Genomic DNA, 18,640 nt, shown 5'->3' with positions numbered 1-18,640 from the left:
GATTCACCCTCATGAATCAATGGAGGTAGAGCACCGCCCTACCTCCATCGTCAACGCCGCTGCCCGGTTACTGCAGCAGACTCAAGACTGCCTGCGGCAGCTGCTTGGCCTGGGCGAGGATCGCGGTACCAGCCTGCTGCAGAATCTGGTTCTTGCTCAGGTTGGCAGTTTCAGCCGCAAAGTCGGTATCTTGAATACGCCCGCGGGCGGCGGAGACGTTTTCAGAGATGCTTTGCAGGTTGGCGATCGTGTTGTCGAAACGGTTCTGCACGCCACCGAGGTCAGCTCGCTGAGAGTCGATCTTGGCAATCGCACCATCGATGATTGCCAGAGCGTCCTGCGCACCTGAGGCGGTAGAGATGTCGATGCTGCCGACCGAGGCCAAGGTACCTACACCAGAGCTCAGAGCCTCAGTGAGGTCCGTTGCGGCGGTCATTACGTAACCGGATGCAGAGTTTACCGTGACGTTTCCAGTCACAACCGCACCATCAGTGGCGTCGTCGGCAGTACCCTCTGTACCGTCAGCGGCTACGCCGGCAATGGTCAGCGCAGGCGTGGTGCCGTCTCCGGTTACCGCCGCGATGGAGATATTTTCGCCCTTGTCGTTAGTCAGACGAAGCTTATCGCCTTCAAGCACTGCATTCAGGCCAGATTTACCCGCCTGGGAGTTGATCTGATCAGAAACATCCTTAAGCGAAGTCGCACCAGCGATACTAACAGTCTGAGTTCCTACGGTTACATCAAACGACAGCTGAGTACCGTCATCCACACTGAAGCCACCTAGAATCGCCTCAGTGCGCGCCGTGGCGGAAACGCCTGTACTGCTGGTGGTGGAGTTGACAGCGGAGGCAAAGTCTTTCGCCGATGCGTTTGCTGCAACAGTAGCAGTAGCTGTTTTGCCGTTTCCGGTGATGGTCAGGTCACCGATAGCTGAACCGTTAGCACCCGCGGCACTATCGACGGCCGTTCCGAAGATCGAACCGCCACCTTTGACCTGGTAGCTACCGATAGCATTCGCACCAGCACCCGCCAGCGCTACAGAAATGGTCTCGTTGGCATTCGCGCCAACCTGGAAGTTGGACGAGCCAAACGAACCATCGAGCAGCTTGCGTCCACCGAAGGTTGTGGTTTCGGCAATCCGCGTCAGTTCGCTTTGCAGTTGGGTTACTTCCTGCTGCAGAGCGCTACGTTCGGTACCGGCGTTCGAGCCGTTAGCAGCTTGCAGAGAAAGGTCGCGCATACGTTGCAGAATGTTGGTGGACTGCTGCAGGGCGCCTTCCGCGGTCTGCGCCAGGGAGATACCGTCGTTAGCGTTGCGTACCGCAACACCCAGACCATTGATCTGGCTGGTCAGACGGTTGGAAATCTGCAGCCCGGCCGCGTCATCTTTGGCGCTGTTGATGCGGCTGCCTGTGGAAAGACGCTGCATAGAGGTGCTGAGAGCGTTCGAGGAACTGCTGAGGTTCCGCTGAGTGTTCAGGGACGCTACGTTGGTATTGACTGTGAGAGCCATGATGAGCCTCCAAGGGCGCTAGTTACTTTGGTTGCCTGAGCTTGCGACTCCGGGCCGGCTATTTGCCCAGGCACCCATTGAGTTCGCATTCGATTAGCTTATCGGCGTCGTTTCGGTGAGCTTTAGGAGGCATTTGAAATTTTTTGCAAGCCCCGAGAACAACCTGTACGACACCGGCGAACGCGCTAGCAAACGAGCCCGCCTGCGAAGGTTTTCGGACAGGCGGGGAATTTCTTTAGAAAAAATCACGGACGTTGCCTTGATATTTCCAAGCATGCCAACTTCGGCGCGAGGCCTTGCGTATGTGCTGGCAGGACGGTCCTTTCGCCGCGGGGGCGCGGCTCCACAAAAGCACAAAAAGCGCCGCCTGCGCTGGCTGAGCTTAATGTGGGAGTGCCGACCTCGGCGCGAAGCTCTTGCGTATGGGCTGGCAGGACGGTCCTATCGCCGCGGGGGCGCGGCTCCCACAAATGCAGAAAAACACCGCCTGCGCTGGCTGAGCTTGCGTGGGAGCGCCGACCTCGGCGCGAAGCGTTACGCCTGCGCTGGCAGGACGGTCCTTTCGCCGCGGGGGCGCGGCTCCCACAAAGCACAAAACCGCCGCCTGCGCTGGCTGAGCTTGTGTGGGAGCGCCGACCTCGGCGCGAAGCGTTACGCCTGCGCTGGCAGGACGGTCCTTTCGCCGCGGGGGCGCGGCTCCCACAAAAGCAGAAAAACACCGCCTGCGCTGGCTGAGCTTGTGTGGGAGCGCCGACCTCGGCGCGAAGCCTTGCGTATGGGCTGGCAAGACGGGTCTTTTCGCCGCGGGGGCGCGGCTCCCACAAAAGCAGAAAAACACCGCCTGCGCTGGCTGAGCTTGTGTGGGAGCGCCGACCTCGGCGCGAAGCCGAGGAGCTGATACTGAGTTAGTGCTCGAGTTCAGCGAGCCGTTGCAGGAAGGATTCCTCATCCGCTACTACAAGGCCCAGCTCGTTGGCCTTGGCCAGCTTCGAACCCGCGCCCGGCCCAGCAACTACCACGCTGGTCTTGGCCGAGACGGAACCCGAGACCTTGGCACCCAAGGCCTCCAGCTTTGCCTTCGCCTCGTCGCGGCTCATGCTTTCCAGCGTGCCGGTGAGCACCCAGGTCTGGCCCGCCAACGGAAGTCCCTCCGTCGCCTTTCGTTCGCTCTGCCAGTGCATTCCGAACTCACGGAGCTGGGCCTCGATGGCGCGGGCGCGCTCGGCGTTGGCCGGATCGTCAAAGTAGTCGCGTAGCGCACGGGCGGCCTTTTCATTGAGGCGTTCGACCTGGCGCAGGTCCAACCAGTCGGCCTCGATGATGCCGTCGAGACTGCCGAAGCGGTCAGCGAGACGCTGGGCACCCGTACTGGCGATGAAGGGAATGTCGAGTCTGTCGAGCAGACCAGCCAGGGTTGCGCAGGCGGCAAACTCAGGATGCACTTCGCCCTCCTCCTGCAACTGCACGCTGCGCTCGCGCAGCTGCTCGATGACGAGCTGGTTATGCTCATCCTCGAAGAAGCTATGGATCTCGTGCGCGACTTCCAGACCGATATCGGGCAGATAGACCAGCACGTCCGGCAACGCCCGGCTGATCCTGTCGAGCGAACCCAATGCTCGTGCCAATAGCTTGGCAGTGCCCTCGCCCACATCTGGGATGCCCAAGGCAAAGATGAAGCGCGCCAGGGACGGCCTACGACTGGCATCGATGGCTTTGAGCAGGTTGCGACTCGACACTTCAGCAAAGCCTTCCAGCGCTAACACTTGCTCGAAGGTCAGGCAGTACAGATCGGCTGGCGAGCCAACCAGTCCGGTATCCACCAACTGCTCGACGATCTTGTCGCCAAGACCATCGATATCCATAGCTCGGCGAGAAACGAAATGGATAATTGCCTGCTTGAGTTGCGCCTGGCAGGCCAGACGGCCTACGCAGCGATAGATCGACCCCTCGCTGATCGACTCGCGCCCCTTGCTGCGCTTGATCAGTTGGGTGCGCTCCACCGCCGAGCCGCAGACCGGACACTGCTCCGGCACCTGCACCTGACGTGCGCCGGCAGGACGGCGTTCCGGTATCACGCCAAGAATCTGCGGGATGACATCACCGGCCCGGCGCACGATGACCGTGTCGCCGATCATCACGCCCAGACGCGCCACTTCATCCATGTTGTGCAGCGTGGCATTGGAGACCGTCACGCCCGCGACCTGCACGGGCTTCAGCCGTGCCACAGGTGTGATGGCGCCGGTGCGGCCGACCTGAAACTCGACATCGAGCAGCTCGGTGACTTCCTCGCGAGCCGGAAATTTATGCGCGATCGCCCAGCGGGGCTCGCGTGCGCGGAAGCCCAGTTCGCGCTGCTGCGCGGTCGAGTTCACTTTGAACACCACGCCATCGATCTCATAAGGCAGCGCATCGCGCTTCTCGCCGATCGCCTGGAAATAGGCGCGACATTCAGCGACGCCCTTGGCCAGCTTCAGCTCGCGACTGATGGGCAAACCCCAGCCCTTGAGTGCCTCGAGAATACCGATGTGGGTGTTCGGCAGCTCGCCATCACTTCGGCCGACCCCGTAGGCACAGAGCTCCAGCGGTCGACTGGCGGTTATCTTCGGATCGAGCTGGCGCAGGCTACCGGCTGCGGCGTTACGCGGATTGGCAAAGGGCTTGTTCCCCGCTTCGAGCTGACGCGCATTGAGCGCCTCGAAGCCCGCCTTGGGCATGTAGATCTCACCCCGCACCTCGAGCATCGCCGGCCAACCGTCGCCGTGCAGCTTCAGCGGAATGTTGCGGATGGTGCGCACGTTGGCGCTGATGTCTTCGCCTGTGCTGCCGTCACCTCGAGTCGCACCGCGCACCAGCTTGCCGTTTTCGTAAAGCAGGCTGACGGCCAGACCGTCGAGCTTCGGCTCGCAGCTGTACTCCAGCACGGCACCGCCGCCCAGAAGATCGCCCGCCGGCAGATCCAACCCCTCGCGCGCGCGCCGGTCGAAGTCAATCAGATCCTGTTCTTCGAACGCATTGCCCAGGCTCAGCATCGGTACTTCATGGCGAACCTGGCCGAACGCAGCCAACGCCGCACCGCCAACGCGCTGGGTCGGCGAGTCCGGCGTGACCAGTTCCGGATGCTCGCCTTCGAGCGCCTTGAGCTCATTGAACAGGCGGTCGTACTCCGCATCGGGGACGCTGGGCTCGTCGAGTACGTAGTAGCGGTAATTGTGGGCGTCGATTTCGCTGCGCAGTTCGGCGATACGCTCTGCGGCGGTTTGGGCGGAAGGCATATGACGGAGCCGTGGCTGTGGCAGTGCAGATACAGACAGTATCAGCGCGCCTTGGTTGATAGGTAGGCGCAGCATTTTAGCCGATCGGGGAGGTGAAATCGGTTCTGGCCGCTTACAAAAACGCGCTGCGCGCGGTTCATTTCAGATCGTGCGCGGCCAACACCCGCCTCCGCGCGAGGCCTTGTTTTCGAGTGCCCGAGTGCGCGCTCTAGGCCGGCGTGCCGCTCACCAGGCGCGTTCGAGAATGGCTATGGGCGCCACTCTCAACCCAAAAAAGAACCGCTCCTGAGAGCGGTTCCTGGGTTCAGCGCTTGGTAGTCATCTGCCGGCGCTCGTAATCGACGATGCGCTGGCGGTAATGCTCGATGGTTTGCGCCGTCAGCACGCTGCGCTGATCGTCCTTGAGCTCACCGTTCAGTTCCTGAGACAACTTCCGCGCGGCCGCGACCATCACGTCGAAAGCCTGCTTCGGGTATCGCGGCCCCGGCAGACCGAGAAAAAAGCTTACGGCGGGCGTGGTGAAATGATCGATGTCGTCCAGATCGAAGGTGCCAGGCTTGACGGCATTGGCCATGGAAAACAGCACCTCGCCGTTGCCGGCCATGCTCTCGTGGCGGTGGAAGATGTCCATCTCGCCAAACCTCAGACCGCTCTCGAGGATGTTCTGCAGCAAGGCGGGACCGCGAAAGCCATGCGGATCGCGCGAGATCACATTGATGACGAGCACTTCCTCAACCGGAGGCAGGTCCTGATCAGATTCTTCAGCCAAGTCCTCGTCATCATCCGAAACCGGGTCGAGCAATGTTGGCACCGGCGCGTCGTCGTTGGAGAAACGCAGGTCGCCTTGCTGGGGTTCCGTTGAGCGGCGCTTGTTAGTATCGCGCGCACTCATCGAAGGGAGCTCTTCTTCGTCCAGCGATGGCTCGTTGCTGCGACTCACCACACGCGGCGGCCCCAGCAATTCGTTGGAATCGTCATCATCCGGAAAGCTATTGGCGATATTACGGTCCAGCTTGAACTTCAACTTGCCCTTGCTACCGCGCATCCGCCGCCAGCCATCGAAAAGAATGCCGGCGATAACAATGATGCCGATGACGATCAGCCACTCGCGCAGACCGATATCCATTAATGCTTAAACCCCTGAAATCGATGATAAAGACGCAGATTCCCAGCCGCTGAACAGGCTCATCTGCGCATCGTAAAAATTGCGCCCTAAACTAGCACGACGAACGGTAGATGTGCACCGCCCGGCGCGGCTCTTTTATTGGTCTCCACTTGCCCTCGATCCGTCTGGATCACACGCCACTCAGGCTTCCGCCAATGCAACCGCTTGCTCCACATCGACCGCCACCAGCCTTGAGCAACCCGGCTCGTGCATGGTCACGCCCATCAGTTGGTCAGCCATCTCCATCGCGATCTTGTTATGCGTGATGTAGATGAACTGCACCTTTTCCGACATCTCCTTGACCAGACGCGCATAGCGCCCGACGTTGGCATCATCCAGCGGCGCATCCACTTCATCGAGCATGCAGAACGGCGCCGGATTGAGCTGGAAGATCGCAAAGACCAGCGCTAGAGCGGTCAACGCCTTCTCCCCTCCTGACAGCAGATGGATGGTGCTGTTCTTCTTGCCCGGTGGACGCGCCATGATCGCCACCCCGGTATCGAGTAAATCTTCCCCGGTAAGTTCCAGATAGGCATTGCCGCCACCGAAAACCTTGGGGAAAAGCGCCTGCAGACCGCTATTGATCTGATCGAACGTTTCCTTGAAGCGGTTGCGGGTCTCCTTGTCGATCTTGCGAATGACGTTTTCCAGCGTTTCCAGCGCCTCGGTGAGGTCGTCGTTCTGGGCATCGAGGTAGCGTTTGCGCTCCGATTGCTGCTGATATTCGTCGATCGCGGCGAGGTTGATCGGTCCGAGCCGCTGAATTCGTGCCCCCAGGCGCTCGAGTTCGGCTTCCCATTCCGACTCGCTGGCCTCGGCCGGAAGGGTCCCGATCACGCCATGCAGATCGAACCCATCCTCGCGCAGTTGATCCTGCAGGGCTTTGCGCCGCACCGTAAGCGCTTGCCATTCCATACGCTGCTGTTCGAGCTGCCCGCGCAGCAGTTGCGCCTGCTGCTCGGCCTGGGTACGCCGCTTCTCGGCGTCACGAAGTTCGCGATCGGCGTCTTCCAGCGCCAGTCGTGCCTGTTTGAGTTCGTCCTCGACCCCCATGCGCCGCTCCAGCAGCTCCTCGAGCTTCATGCGCAACTCTTCGAGCGGCGCCTGCCCTTCGTCCAGATTCAGACTCAGCTGCTCGCGTCGCTCCAGGGCACGCTCGAATTGTTGCTCCAAGCGCTCGAGCGCCTGGCGGGTCGAGTCGTGCTGCGCCCTGAGCGATCCGACCCGAACGGCCAACTGATGGGCGTGGTCCTTGTGCTGACGGGCTTCCTGGCGGATGCGATCGAGCTGCTCACGGATGCCGTCACGGCTCGCCAACAGCGTCTCTCGCTGCTCGGTCACCAGCGCCATGGCATCCAGCGCGTCCTGCAGCTGCAGCCGCGCCTCGCCGAGCTGCTCGGTTTCCACGGCTCGCTGTTCAGACAGCTCGATCAGCTCTTCATCCAGCCGCTGGCGGCGCAAGGTCAGCTGCTCCAGTTTGGCCTGGCTGGCAGAACGTCGCGCATTCAGCTCGCCTTGCTGGCGGGACAGCTCCTGATGCTGCCGACGCTGCTGCTCGCGGCGCTCTTCCCATTCGCGCTGCGCCTCACGAAGCTGGAGGAGCTGTTCACTCAGCAGTTCAAGAGCCGCTTCGCCTTCGTCGCGCTCGGCTTGCAGCCGCTCGAGTTCCTGGCTGCGCGCCAGCAAGCCGGATTCGGCCTCCCCGGCTCGACGGATTCGCAGAAAGTGGCGGCCGACCCAGTAACCGTCGCGACTGATCAGGCTTTCGTCGTCAGCCAGCGACGCGCGCTCCGCCAACGCCTGATCGAGATCCTCGACCGGTTTAACGCGGCCCAACCAGGGTGACAGGTCCGAGGTGGCGGTTACCTTGTCCAGCAAGCTGCCGCGGACGGCTCGCGCTGCCAGCTGGGGACTGACAAGACGCAGATCGCCCTGCTCGAAGCCGCCAAAGTCCAGGTCGTCGAAACGATCCAGCAGGACCGCTTGCAAATCGGCGCCCAGCACGGTTTCAACTGCCAACTCCCAGCCCGGCTCGACACGTAGCCCGTCGGCAAGACGTGGCCGTTGATCGAGCCCTTGGTCCTGCAGCCATTCAACGACGCCTTTACCCGGGTCCATTGCGGCCTGCTGCAGCGCTTCCAGCGAGGCGATACGGCCATTCAGCCGCTGCAGTTCACCCTGTGCGTGCTGCTCGCTGCGGCTAGCCTGCTGAATCTGCTCGCGTAGCTGTTCGAGCTGCTGATCGGTCTGCTCCTGAGCAACGGCCAGTTCTTCGAGGCCAAGCTCACCGAGCGCCAGCTGTTCGTTCAACTCGGAGAGTTCGACGCCTTCCGGATCGCCGGCAAGCGAGGCGCGTTCGTCATCAAGACGCCGTCGACGCTCGACCAGGCGTTCGAGGCTCTGTTCCAGTTGCTGGATGCGTGACTGTTGTACCTCGGCGGCGCGACGTGGCTCGGTACTTTGCTGGTTGAAGCGCTCCCATTGTTCCTGCCAGGCCTGCATGGAAATTTCGGCTTCTTCGAGCTGCGCCGCGGATTCCTCGGCCGCCGCGCCGGCGATGTCCTGCTCCGGTTCGAGCATCGCCAGTTCCTCACCGAGCGTGGCAAGCAGCGTGCGGTCGTGGCCCAGATGCGATTCGGTTTCCAGGCGCGCCTGTTCCGCCTCGCGCAGATCATCCTGCAACTGACGCAAACGCTGCTGACCGTGCTGAATGCTCTGCTCGACCCGTGCGATGTCGCCGCCAACGGAGTAGAAGCGCCCCTGAACCAGGTTGAAGCGCTCGGATAGCTCGTGGTGCCCGTCGCGCAAACGCTCGATGCTGGCGTCCGCATTGCGTTGTTCGGCGTTCAGCGCCTCGAAGCTGACTTCCTGGCCGCCGATCACCTGTTCGCGCTGGCCGACCTGGGCATTCAGTGCCTGCCAGCGCAATGCGGTCAATTGCGCCTTGAGTTGGCGCTCCTCGGCCTTGTACTCCTGATACTTTTCAGCCGATTGGGCCTGACGATGAAGGCGCTCAAGCTGGCGTTCGAGCTCCTCGCGCAGGTCAGTCAGACGTGCCAGGTTTTCGTGGGTACGGCGGATACGGTTCTCGGTTTCCCGGCGACGCTCCTTGTACTTGGAGATGCCCGCCGCCTCCTCGATGAAGTTGCGCAATTCCTCCGGCTTGGCCTCGATCAGCTTGGAGATCATTCCCTGCTCGATGATTGAATAGCTGCGCGGCCCCAGACCCGTACCCAGAAAGATGTCGGTGATGTCACGGCGACGACATTTCACGCCGTTGAGAAAGTAGGTGTTCTGCGCATCCCGCGTGACCCGTCGGCGAATGGAGATCTCGGCGAACGCCGCGTATTCGCCGGTCAGGGTGCCATCGGAGTTGTCGAAGATCAGCTCGATGCTGGCCTGGGTTACGGGCTTGCGGGTGTTGGAGCCGTTGAAGATGACGTCGGTCATCGACTCGCCGCGAAGATTCTTCGCCGAGCTTTCGCCCATCACCCATCGCACGGCATCGATGATGTTGGACTTGCCACAACCGTTGGGCCCAACGACGGCGGCCATATTGCTCGGAAAGCTGACCGTGGTCGGATCGACGAACGATTTGAAGCCGGCGAGCTTGATACTTTTCAGTCGCATGAGCCCTGTCCGTGGCAATCAGCGTGAGGATGAACAAGCAGGGTCGCCAACATCGGGGCTCCTACATCGGGTGAGTAGTGGCGCAAAGCCGCGAAGTTTATCACGCCGTCTGGCAGCGATCTCGGCACGCTCGGGCGCCGTGCTCCGAACCGAGTAGTGGTAGGCGTAAAGGAGAGGTTTGCAGGCGAGAACGTCGCGCCACGGTTCGCGTCGACGCGCCAAGGTCGAGGCGCGTCGGAGGGATGGGAGTCAGAGATCGATTTGCGAATCGCAGGGGGATTGGTGGGCCGCAGCCCACCCCGGGAAACCCTGGTAGGGTTCAACCACCGGTCATGCTCATGAAGCGCACCACCTGCACCTGCTCGTCCGTACGAAACTCATGCTTTTCCGGCTTGAGCTGCAGCGCGTCGATCAGCGCCTGACGCAGGCGCTCGCTGTCGCCCGGATGACGACGCATCAGCGTCTTGAGATCCAGCGCGCCTTCATGACCGAGGCACAGCACGAGTTTGCCTTCGGCCGTGACCCGCACACGGTTGCAGCTGCCGCAGAAATTGTTGCTGTGCGGCGAAATGAAGCCCACCTGGGTTTCGCTGCCGGCGACCTGCCAATAACGCGAGGGGCCGCCCGTGGTGTGGCTGCTGCGCACCAGCTGATGGCCCACCTCGATACGCTCGCGCACCTCGTCGCTGGAACAGAAGGTGATCTCACGCGCGTGACTGGAGACGTTGCCCAGCGGCATCTCTTCGATAAAGCTGATATCCAGGCCCCGGTCGACAGCAAAGTTCACCAGGTCGAGCACTTCGTCGTCGTTGCGGCCTTTCTGGATCACACTGTTGAGCTTGATTCGGCGGAAGCCGGCAGCACGCGCAGCATCGATGCCCTCGATCACCTGATCGAGCTTGTCGCGGCGGGTGAGCTCGGCGAAGCGTTCGCGCTTGAGCGAATCGAGGCTGATATTCAGCCGCTTGACCCCCGCGTCGCGCAGTACCGGCGCGAGCGTCGGCAGTTGCGAGCCATTGGTGGTGATGGCCAGATCTTCCAATTCTTCACGCGCACCCAGGCGGCTCAACAGGGTCGGCAGGCCCTTGCGCACCAACGGTTCGCCGCCGGTCACGCGGATACGCTTGACCCCTAGGCTGATAAAAGCGTCGGCTACGGCGTAGAGCTCTTCCAGCGAGAGAATCTGCGCACGCGGCGCGAACACCATGTCTTCGCTCATGCAATAGGTGCAGCGGAAGTCACAGCGGTCGGTAACCGACAGTCTCAGGTAGGTGATACGTCGGCCGAACGGATCGACCAACTGGGAATCTGGCATGTCGCTCTCCGAGGCTTGATGCCCCTTAAGACTATGTCGGAACGTGACGCGAGGCAAAGGGATGGAGCCGAATGGTCCACTCGACGGGCGAAATCGGCACCTGCCGGTATTGTTACCCCGCGGCGTCGAACGAGCCAACGACAAAACCGTCACTTACTTAGCTGTAGCCGCAACCATGTTTTGCGGCGGCGGTTCGAACACTGGGATAACCTCGCTTCATCGATTCACCAGGAGCTATGCAATGGACAATGACGCCCTCCGCTCGATGGGCTGGCGCGAGCGCCTCTACGTCATCATCTTCTTCACCAATACCTCGGCCGGCCGGCGTTTCGATACCTGGCTGCTCGTCATCATCTTCGCGAGCCTGGTGGTGGTGCTGTTCGACAGCGTCGCAAGCTACCGGGAACGCTACGGTGACGTGATGGCCGGTCTGGAGTGGGGGTTCACCGCGATATTCGCCGTCGAATACCTGCTGCGCATCTACTGCCACCCGCAACCGCGAAAGTATGTCTTCAGCTTTTACGGAGCCATCGACCTGCTGTCGGTGCTACCCGCCTTCATCGCTCTGGTGCTGCCCGACTCGCAATACCTGATCGTGGTGCGCGCGATCCGCATGCTGAGGGTATTCCGCGTGCTGGCGCTGACCCACTACCTGAGCCAGGCCACCTTCCTGCTGGTCGCGCTGCGTGGCAGCAAGCAAAAGATCGTGGTGTTCTTGCTCAGCGTGACCACCATGGTGCTGATCTTCGGCACGCTCATGTACGTGATCGAAGGGCCGGAGAACGGATTTACAAGCATCCCGATGAGCATCTATTGGGCCGTGGTGACGATCACCACCGTCGGTTTCGGCGATATCGTCCCGCAGACGGCGCTGGGCAAGGGCGTGGCCGCGCTGACGATGATCACCGGTTATTCGATCATCGCGGTGCCGACCGGCATCTTCACCGCCGAACTGGCCACCGCCATGCGGACCGACAGCCTGCAGCACCGTTGCCCGACGTGCGAAAAGCTCAGCCATGAGCCCAACGCAGCGTTTTGCAGTCGTTGCGGCTCGCAACTGTTCCAGCAGGCAGCCGCGACCGCCGACGACGACTGAGGGTTGTCCGCGCTGCTCGGGGCGCGTAGCGGCGCCCGCCACTGCTGCTGACACATCGGCACATCAGCACCAGCCGAACCGGCCAGGCAGCGGGCTGTCACAACTCTGACTTGCCCCGGGCCGGACGGAGACGCGAATGCCCCTGCTCAAACTGCTGCATTTCGCGAGCTTGCTGTGTTGGTGTGGCACCCTGCTGTATCTGCCGGCACTCGTCGCGGCCGGCACTCGCCAGACCAGTGCCCTCTTCTACCGCGACCATGCGCACCTGACGCGCATGGTGTTCACCCTCGTCGGCACGCCTGCGGCATTGATCGCGATCGGCTCTGGCACGGCACTGTTTTTGCGCGACGGCATCCTGGCGGGCTGGCTGATCGTCAAGCTCAGCACAGTGGCCGGCATGGTTCTCTGCCACGCCCTCTGCGGCGTCATGGTGCTGCATATCGAGCGCTCACCGGAACAGAGCGTGAACCTTCGCTGCCTGTTCCTGGGCATCGCCATCGCCACCTTCATCACCGCAACGCTCTGGCTGGTATTGGCCAAGCCGTTCTAGCCCAAACGTTCGACAGAACCGAAAAATGCTCATGACCGAACGATCCAAGCGACACGCGGCGCCCGACTCAGACCTTTTCCAGGTCGACTCCGACGGCATGCTCGTAGACCAACCGGCCGCCGAGGTACGCCGCCAGGGCGATCATCGCCGCGGTGACGGCCGAGAGGTACAAGGCCCAGAGTTCCATACCGCCACCCTGGTTCTGAAAGCGCAGCAGCCAGTTGAGCGAGGCCAGCGACAGCATCATCACGGCCAGAATGGCATGGCACCAGGCGGTAATCTTCAGGCGAATCTCGCGCACCGTGAGCAAGTCGATCAGCCCGAAGAGGCTCGCCACCCAACCGCCCAGCGCGCCTACACCGGACAACCACAGCCCGGCACGCCACCAGAAATCATCCAGCGTCCAGAGATGGGCCAGGTCGACGGGCAACAGGCCGGTCAGGGCGGCCACCGGAAAATGAATCAGCATCGGATGCAGCGGGTGGCCAGCAATTGCCGCGCGGCTATGGATAGAGTCTCGGTAGTTGGCCATTCGGCCCTCCAGCAGCAGAAAGGGAAGCAGGCAGCACAACGATCGGAACGAACCGGACGCCTCTTGAAATGGACCATCCTGGCGCTGGCAGTTCCTTTATTGAGTGCATGCGGCGGGCCACTATCGGCACTGAACCCGGCCAGCCCCATGGCGCGGCAGGTCGCGAACGTCTGGTGGGGCATGTTTGCGTTCGCCACCCTGGTGCTCGTGGCCGTCAGCGCCATCTGGATCTATGCGCTGGCACGCAAGCCGCGCGAAACGTCCGAACAGCAGGCGCTGAAGATCAACCGTCGCTGGGTTATTGGTGGCGGCATCGTACTGCCCAGCCTGAGCATCATCGTGCTGCTGATCTTCGGCATACCGACCGGGCGCAGCATGCTGCCGTTGCCGGTACAGGGCGAGCAGCCGCTTAGGGTGGAGGTCATTGGCCATCAATGGTGGTGGGAAGTCCGTTACCCGGACAGCGGTGTCGTCACTGCCAACCAACTGATCATCCCGGCTGGCCGGCTGATCGACGTGCAGGTCAGCAGCGCCGATGTCATCCATTCATTCTGGATCCCGCGGCTCGGCGGCAAGATGGACATGCTGCCCGGGCGCACCAATGTCATCCGTATTCAGGCCGGGCATGCGGGCATCTTTCATGGCCAGTGCTCGGAGTTCTGCGGCCTGCAGCACACCCATATGAAGCTGCACGTCGAGTCGATGGAACAAGCCGCCTTTGACGGCTGGATAACCGCACGTGAAAACCTGCGTTTCAGCGATGGACCGCCAGGCGAAGCGGGACAACTGTTCGGCAACCGCTGCGGGCAGTGCCACCGCGTGGCCGGCATCAGCGAAGGCGATCGGGCGCCGGACCTCAGCGATCTGGCGACTCGCCCCGGCCTCGGCGCCGGGGTGATCGAGAACGACAGCGAAGGCCTGCGCCGCTGGCTGAAAGAGCACAAGACGCTCAAGTTCGGCAATGCCATGCCCGCACACGACGACATCCCCCCGCAAACGCTCGACCAGATAGCCGACTGGCTGGAGACGCTCGCGCCATGAATTCATCCTTCAGGGACAACGCCCCCTGCACCGAACCGGACCAGTTGCACGACCAGTTCAACGAGGTCTGGGGCAATCCGCGCGGCTGGCGCGCGCTGACCATCGTCAACCACACCAGCATCGGCCTGCGCTTCCTGGTCACCGGTGGCGTGTTCTTCCTGATCGGCGGGCTGATGGCCATGCTGATCCGCACCCAGCTTGCCCTGCCCGGCTACGTGCTGATGGAGCCGGAGGTCTACAACCAGGTCTTCACCATGCACGGCTCGGTGATGATGTTCCTGTTCGCCGTGCCGATGATGGAAGGCCTGGCGGTCTACCTGATCCCGAAGATGATCGGCGCGCGCGACCTGATCTTCCCGCGGCTCTCGTCGCTCGGCTATTTCTGCTACCTGTTCGGCGGCATCATCCTGCTGTCCAGCGTGTTCCTCGGCGTCGCACCGAAAGCCGGCTGGTTCATGTACACGCCCTTGTCCAGCACGTCGCACATGCCGGGCGTGAATTCGGACTTCTGGCTGCTGGGCATCACCTTCGTCGAGATCTCCGCCGTCAGTGCAGGTGTCGAGCTGGTCGTGTCGATCCTGCGCACCCGCACCAGCGGCATGGCACTGCACAAGATGCCGCTGTATGCCTGGTACATCCTGGTGATGGCGCTGATGATCGTCTTCGGCTTTCCGCCGCTGATTCTCGGCAGCATCCTGCTGGAACTCGAGCGCGCGGCCGGGCTGCCCTTTTTCGATACGGCCAAAGGCGGCGATCCGGTGCTCTGGCAGCACCTGTTCTGGCTGTTCGGCCACCCCGAGGTGTACATCATCTTCCTGCCTGGCGCCGGCATCGTCTCGACGTTGCTGCCAGTGTTCTGCCAGCGCCCGCTGGTAGGTTATCGCTGGGTGGTGCTTGGCGTGCTGACCACCGGTTTCTTGAGCTTCGGGCTCTGGGTGCATCACATGTTCGCCGTGGGCATTCCGGCGCTGGCGCTGGGGTTCTTCTCGGCGGCGAGCATGCTGGTGGCGATCCCGACGGGCGTGCAGATATTCGCCTGGATTGCCACGCTCTGGCTGGGCAAGCCGGTGTATCACGTACCGATGCTGTGGCTGGTGGGCTTTTTGATCGTCTTCGTCTGCGGCGGCCTGACCGGCGTGATGGTCGCGCTGGTGCCCTTCGACTGGCAGGTACACGACACCCATTTCGTCGTCGCGCACATGCACTACGTGCTGGTCGGCGGGATGTTCTTCCCGCTGATGGCTGGGCTGTACTACTGGCTGCCGCATTTCTCAGGCCGAATGCCTTCGGTGCGCCTGGGCCGCTGGGGGTTCTGGCTGGTCTTCATCGGTTTCAACATGACCTTCCTGATCATGCACTGGACCGGCCTGATCGGTATGCCGCGGCGCGTCTACACCTATGACACCGGGCTGGGTTGGGACATCCCTAACCTGATTTCATCGATCGGCAGCTTCATCATGGCGATCGGGATCGGCACCATCCTGCTGGATATCGTGCTGCACTTCCGCTTCGGTCAACCGGCCAAGACCAACCCATGGAACGCCGATACCCTGGAGTGGGCGACCGCTCTGCCACCCAGCCCGTACAACTTCGTCAGCCTGCCCGATGTCACCGATCGCCACCCGCTCTGGCAGGACCCGGATTTGCCCCACAGCATTGCCCGCGCCGAGCACGCACTCAAGGCCATCGACCACGGACGACGCGAAACCTGGGGCTCTGACCCGCTCACCGGCGAGGTACGTGAGGTCATCCATCTGCCCGGTAACAGCTGGTGGCCCTTCGTTGCCTCGGTGTTCCTCACCGTGCTTTGCCTGAGCCTGTTGAACAAGGTCTACATGCTGGCCCTGGTGGCGACGGTGGCGACGCTGATCGTGCTGTTCCGCTGGTCCTGGGAGAACGGCGCGCACCCGGCTGCCGCACCCGATGCCCAGACCCAGCCCGACGAGCCGCCCCTGCATTCGCGCACATTCGACGGCCCCGGGCTCTGGGGCATGGGCGTCACATTGCTGGCGAACGGCACCCTGTATTTATCGCTGCTGTTCGGCTGGTTTTATCTCTGGACCGTCTCACCAGGCTGGCAGGTCCCGGAAGCGTCCGGCCTCAACGGCTGGCTGATGCTGGCAAGCGCCGTGGTGCTGACCGCCGGCACCCTATGGATGCGCCTGGTGCCCGGCCGTCTGCGCCGCGGAAATGGCGGGCGTCTGATGCTGAACCTGAGTGCTATCGCGGCTATCGGCCTGGTGCAGTTCGCGCTGCTGCTCTGGGTGCTGCTGTCGGCAGGCCTGCAGGTGACCGAAACGGCGCACGACGCAGTGATCTTCGTCATCCTCGCCTACAGCCTGATCCATTGCGGTCTCGCGACCATTTTGACCATGCTGCAGGCGCTACGGGTGAGATACGGCTACGTCGGTGACAAGGCGCCCTATGAGGTGATCGTCGTGGAGCAGCTCTGGTACTACAACCTGGCTGTGGTCTGGAGCGCCTATGCCGCGGTCGTTCTGCTACCGCCGGCGCTGGGAGGTATCTGATGGAATATCGCCGCACATCCGTTTTCCACCCGATGCAGATCCCGTTCGGCCTGGCCATCTGGAGCGTCTGGTTCGCTGCCATGTACGGCTCGCACGCCGTGGTCTGCTCCATCGCTCCGCCGGATCCTGAGCAAGGCATCTTCAACTGGCTGAACATCAGCTTCGGCGCCGGCACGCTGGTGGTCGTCTGTGCGCTGCTCTGGCTGGGGCGTCGATCCTGGAAGCTCTCGCGCCCGCCGCATGACCTGAACGAGCGTCAGGTCTTCGTCACCAAGGTGGCCTCCGGTATTCACTTCATTGCGGCGCTGGCGACCGTATTCATCGGGCTGCAGCTCGCGTTCCTGCCGCCCTGTGTTTGATTGCTTCCGCGTGGACATTGAACCGGGTGGGGTTGTGGTGGGTTACACCCATCCTACGTCGGGCCCGCCGTATGGATTCAGCTGTAGGCCGGCTAAAGCCCACACCACCCGTAGGATGGGCGAAACCATCGGCCCGCTTCACCGAACCGGCTGCGCGCTAATCTGCTTCCAAGTCACTCGGTCTTCTTGCGAATCCAATAGAGGTAGGTGCCGTCGCCTGCCTGCTGGTCAACCAGTTCGTGCCCGAGGAAGACGCAGAATTTCGGGATATCGCGCTGGGTCGACGGGTCGGTCGCGATGACCTTGAGCAGCTCGCCGCCGCCCAGCCCACGCACCTTGTTATGCAGCATCATCACCGGCTCAGGGCAGTTCAGGCCGCTGGCGTCGAGTACCGCATCGACAGTCAATTCAACGGATTGGGACATCACAGGCTCCTCATTCGGGTCGGCATTGTCGCTCAGACGATGCGGATGGTCATTCGTGCATCACAGCCGACGCAGGTGGCAGGTGACTTCCTCACGATCATGATAAAGCTGCTTGCAGCCGATACTCGCCTTCACCCCTCGTTCGGCAAGCCCATCGGCGATGCGTTCCAGCAGGCGCTTCACCTCGGCATAGCGTTGCTTCATGGGTAGCTTGAGGTTCACCACCGCCTCACGACACAGGCCTTCGCCGATCCAGGTTTCCAGCAAAGCGGCGTTCTTTGCCGGCTTCTCGACGATATCGCACACCATCCAGTCCACCGGCCGTTTGGGCCGGAAGGCGAACCCATCGGCCCGGTAGTGGCCGACCAGACCTGACTCTAGCAGTTGCTCGTTCATCGGCCCGTTATCGACGGCCATGACCTCGATGTCGCGGTTGACCAACTGCCACGTCCAGCCGCCAGGTGAAGCGCCCAGATCCACCGCCGTCATTCCTGCAGCCAGTCGCGTATCCCACTGATCGCGAGGAATGAAATGGTGCCAGGCTTCTTCCAGCTTGAGCGTCGAGCGGCTCGGCGCCTGCCGAGGGAATTTCAGACGCGGAATGCCCATCGGCCACATTGCACCGTTATCGGCTTCGGCAAGGCCGAGAAACACCTCGCGGCCGCTCTTGAAGGTCAACAGCAAGCGTGGCCCGTTGTGCCCTTCCTTGAGTCGCCCGGCCTTGATCAGGGCCTTGCGCAGCGGCGCCTCGAACTTGCGGCAGAAGGTCGACAGCTCCTTGCCTTCATTGGTATCCAGAACCTCGAGCCAGAGACTGCCACACAGGGGATAGCCTTGGAGCTGGTCGAGCAGAACGCCGATGCGATCGGTTTCCGGCAACGCCAGGTACTCGCCACGCGCCCATTGCCGGGCAAAGATCAGCCGGGAGAAGCGCAAGCCACGCATCAGGCGCTCCGGGCCGCCGTCATCGCTGCAGATGAACTCGGCGCAGGCGCTGTTCGGCTTCGCCTTGGCATAGCCGGCCACATCGAGGCGGGCAGCCTGATCGCTGATTTCAGCGCAGACTTCGTTCTCGAAACCCGGTCGACAGTGCAACAGCAGTGTTTTCATGTACGAACCTTATCGTCCCCAGGGGCTGGCGCCGAAGCGTCCGGCAAAAGCCGCACATGATAACCGAGTGGGGAACCCCAGGCTTGCTGCCTCGGTCCAGTGAA

General features: G+C 62.2%; 13 protein-coding genes. 5 read left to right on the top strand and 8 right to left on the bottom strand.

What is annotated here, in order from left to right; genetic code table 11:
• Positions 1-67 precede the first annotated feature (67 nt).
• The 5 genes from KVO92_RS00660 to moaA form a co-directional block, all read right to left on the bottom strand.
• Complete coding sequence (locus tag KVO92_RS00660) at positions 68-1,513, bottom strand: flagellin (RefSeq protein WP_217473763.1); 1,446 nt, start codon at positions 1,511-1,513, stop codon at positions 68-70.
• A 905-nt stretch (positions 1,514-2,418) separates the two neighbouring features.
• The gene (gene ligA / locus KVO92_RS00655; RefSeq protein ID WP_217473762.1) at positions 2,419-4,785 is read right to left on the bottom strand and encodes an NAD-dependent DNA ligase LigA; all 2,367 of its coding nucleotides are present in this window, start codon (positions 4,783-4,785) and stop codon (positions 2,419-2,421) included.
• Positions 4,786-5,089: 304 nt separating this feature from the next.
• The gene (zipA, locus tag KVO92_RS00650) at positions 5,090-5,911 is read right to left on the bottom strand and encodes a cell division protein ZipA (RefSeq protein ID WP_217473760.1); all 822 of its coding nucleotides are present in this window, start codon (positions 5,909-5,911) and stop codon (positions 5,090-5,092) included.
• Between the two features lie 180 nt (positions 5,912-6,091).
• Positions 6,092-9,580 (bottom strand): chromosome segregation protein SMC, encoded by a 3,489-nt coding sequence (gene smc, locus KVO92_RS00645; RefSeq protein WP_217473759.1) that lies wholly within the window; start codon positions 9,578-9,580, stop codon positions 6,092-6,094.
• Between the two features lie 319 nt (positions 9,581-9,899).
• On the bottom strand, positions 9,900-10,895 hold the full coding sequence (moaA, locus tag KVO92_RS00640; protein ID WP_217473758.1) for a GTP 3',8-cyclase MoaA: 996 nt from the start codon (positions 10,893-10,895) through the stop codon (positions 9,900-9,902).
• Positions 10,896-11,136: 241 nt separating this feature from the next.
• On the opposite strand from moaA, the gene KVO92_RS00635 reads away from it, so the two are divergent.
• Both KVO92_RS00635 and KVO92_RS00630 read left to right on the top strand, forming a co-directional pair.
• Positions 11,137-11,991, top strand: coding sequence for an ion transporter (locus KVO92_RS00635; protein WP_217473757.1), 855 nt, complete (start codon positions 11,137-11,139; stop codon positions 11,989-11,991).
• 136 nt (positions 11,992-12,127) lie between these two features.
• Complete coding sequence (locus KVO92_RS00630) at positions 12,128-12,541, top strand: CopD family protein (RefSeq protein WP_217473756.1); 414 nt, start codon at positions 12,128-12,130, stop codon at positions 12,539-12,541.
• Positions 12,542-12,608: 67 nt separating this feature from the next.
• On the opposite strand, the gene KVO92_RS00625 is transcribed toward KVO92_RS00630, so the two are convergent.
• On the bottom strand, positions 12,609-13,073 hold the full coding sequence (locus KVO92_RS00625) for a DUF2231 domain-containing protein (RefSeq protein ID WP_217473755.1): 465 nt from the start codon (positions 13,071-13,073) through the stop codon (positions 12,609-12,611).
• Positions 13,074-13,220: 147 nt separating this feature from the next.
• Here KVO92_RS00625 and coxB point away from each other — a divergent pair, with 147 nt between their 5' ends.
• Genes coxB through KVO92_RS00610 form a run of 3 tightly spaced genes read left to right on the top strand, consistent with a single transcriptional unit; the run spans position 13,221 to position 17,001 of the window.
• Positions 13,221-14,114: a cytochrome c oxidase subunit II gene (coxB, locus tag KVO92_RS00620; protein WP_217475383.1), complete on the top strand. Its 894-nt coding sequence runs from the start codon at positions 13,221-13,223 to the stop codon at positions 14,112-14,114.
• Positions 14,111-16,642, top strand: a complete 2,532-nt coding sequence (ctaD, locus tag KVO92_RS00615) for a cytochrome c oxidase subunit I (RefSeq protein WP_217473753.1) — start codon at positions 14,111-14,113, stop codon at positions 16,640-16,642. Before coxB ends, ctaD begins: the two co-directional genes overlap by 4 nt.
• Positions 16,642-17,001 (top strand): hypothetical protein, encoded by a 360-nt coding sequence (locus KVO92_RS00610; protein WP_217473752.1) that lies wholly within the window; start codon positions 16,642-16,644, stop codon positions 16,999-17,001. The genes ctaD and KVO92_RS00610 overlap by 1 nt, the downstream gene beginning before the upstream one ends.
• Before the next feature lie 173 nt (positions 17,002-17,174).
• On the opposite strand, the gene tusA is transcribed toward KVO92_RS00610, so the two are convergent.
• On the bottom strand, positions 17,175-17,426 hold the full coding sequence (tusA, locus tag KVO92_RS00605; protein ID WP_217473750.1) for a sulfurtransferase TusA: 252 nt from the start codon (positions 17,424-17,426) through the stop codon (positions 17,175-17,177).
• Positions 17,427-17,486: 60 nt separating this feature from the next.
• Positions 17,487-18,536, bottom strand: coding sequence for a 23S rRNA (cytidine(2498)-2'-O)-methyltransferase RlmM (gene rlmM, locus KVO92_RS00600; RefSeq protein WP_217473749.1), 1,050 nt, complete (start codon positions 18,534-18,536; stop codon positions 17,487-17,489).
• Between the last annotated feature and the right edge of the window lie 104 nt (positions 18,537-18,640).

This window comes from Stutzerimonas stutzeri (genome assembly GCF_019090095.1).
In the GTDB taxonomy this organism is placed as follows: Bacteria; Pseudomonadota; Gammaproteobacteria; order Pseudomonadales; family Pseudomonadaceae; genus Stutzerimonas; species Stutzerimonas stutzeri_AN.
The sequence above is the reverse complement of the archived record's forward strand: the minus strand, read 5'-3'. Positions and strand labels throughout refer to the sequence as shown.

Excerpts from the sequence above, each read along its gene's own strand:
- smc (WP_217473759.1), bottom strand. The coding sequence starts at position 9,580 with ATGCGACTGAAAAGTATCAAGCTCGCCGGCTTCAAATCGTTCGTCGAT.
- ctaD (WP_217473753.1), top strand. The coding sequence starts at position 14,111 with ATGAATTCATCCTTCAGGGACAACGCCCCCTGCACCGAACCGGACCAG.
- KVO92_RS00660 (WP_217473763.1), bottom strand. The coding sequence starts at position 1,513 with ATGGCTCTCACAGTCAATACCAACGTAGCGTCCCTGAACACTCAGCGG.
- KVO92_RS00625 (WP_217473755.1), bottom strand. The coding sequence starts at position 13,073 with ATGGCCAACTACCGAGACTCTATCCATAGCCGCGCGGCAATTGCTGGC.
- KVO92_RS00610 (WP_217473752.1), top strand. The coding sequence starts at position 16,642 with ATGGAATATCGCCGCACATCCGTTTTCCACCCGATGCAGATCCCGTTC.
- ligA (WP_217473762.1), bottom strand. The coding sequence starts at position 4,785 with ATGCCTTCCGCCCAAACCGCCGCAGAGCGTATCGCCGAACTGCGCAGC.
- rlmM (WP_217473749.1), bottom strand. The coding sequence starts at position 18,536 with ATGAAAACACTGCTGTTGCACTGTCGACCGGGTTTCGAGAACGAAGTC.
- coxB (WP_217475383.1), top strand. The coding sequence starts at position 13,221 with ATGGCGCGGCAGGTCGCGAACGTCTGGTGGGGCATGTTTGCGTTCGCC.
- KVO92_RS00635 (WP_217473757.1), top strand. The coding sequence starts at position 11,137 with ATGGACAATGACGCCCTCCGCTCGATGGGCTGGCGCGAGCGCCTCTAC.
- tusA (WP_217473750.1), bottom strand. The coding sequence starts at position 17,426 with ATGTCCCAATCCGTTGAATTGACTGTCGATGCGGTACTCGACGCCAGC.
- moaA (WP_217473758.1), bottom strand. The coding sequence starts at position 10,895 with ATGCCAGATTCCCAGTTGGTCGATCCGTTCGGCCGACGTATCACCTAC.
- KVO92_RS00630 (WP_217473756.1), top strand. The coding sequence starts at position 12,128 with ATGCCCCTGCTCAAACTGCTGCATTTCGCGAGCTTGCTGTGTTGGTGT.
- zipA (WP_217473760.1), bottom strand. The coding sequence starts at position 5,911 with ATGGATATCGGTCTGCGCGAGTGGCTGATCGTCATCGGCATCATTGTT.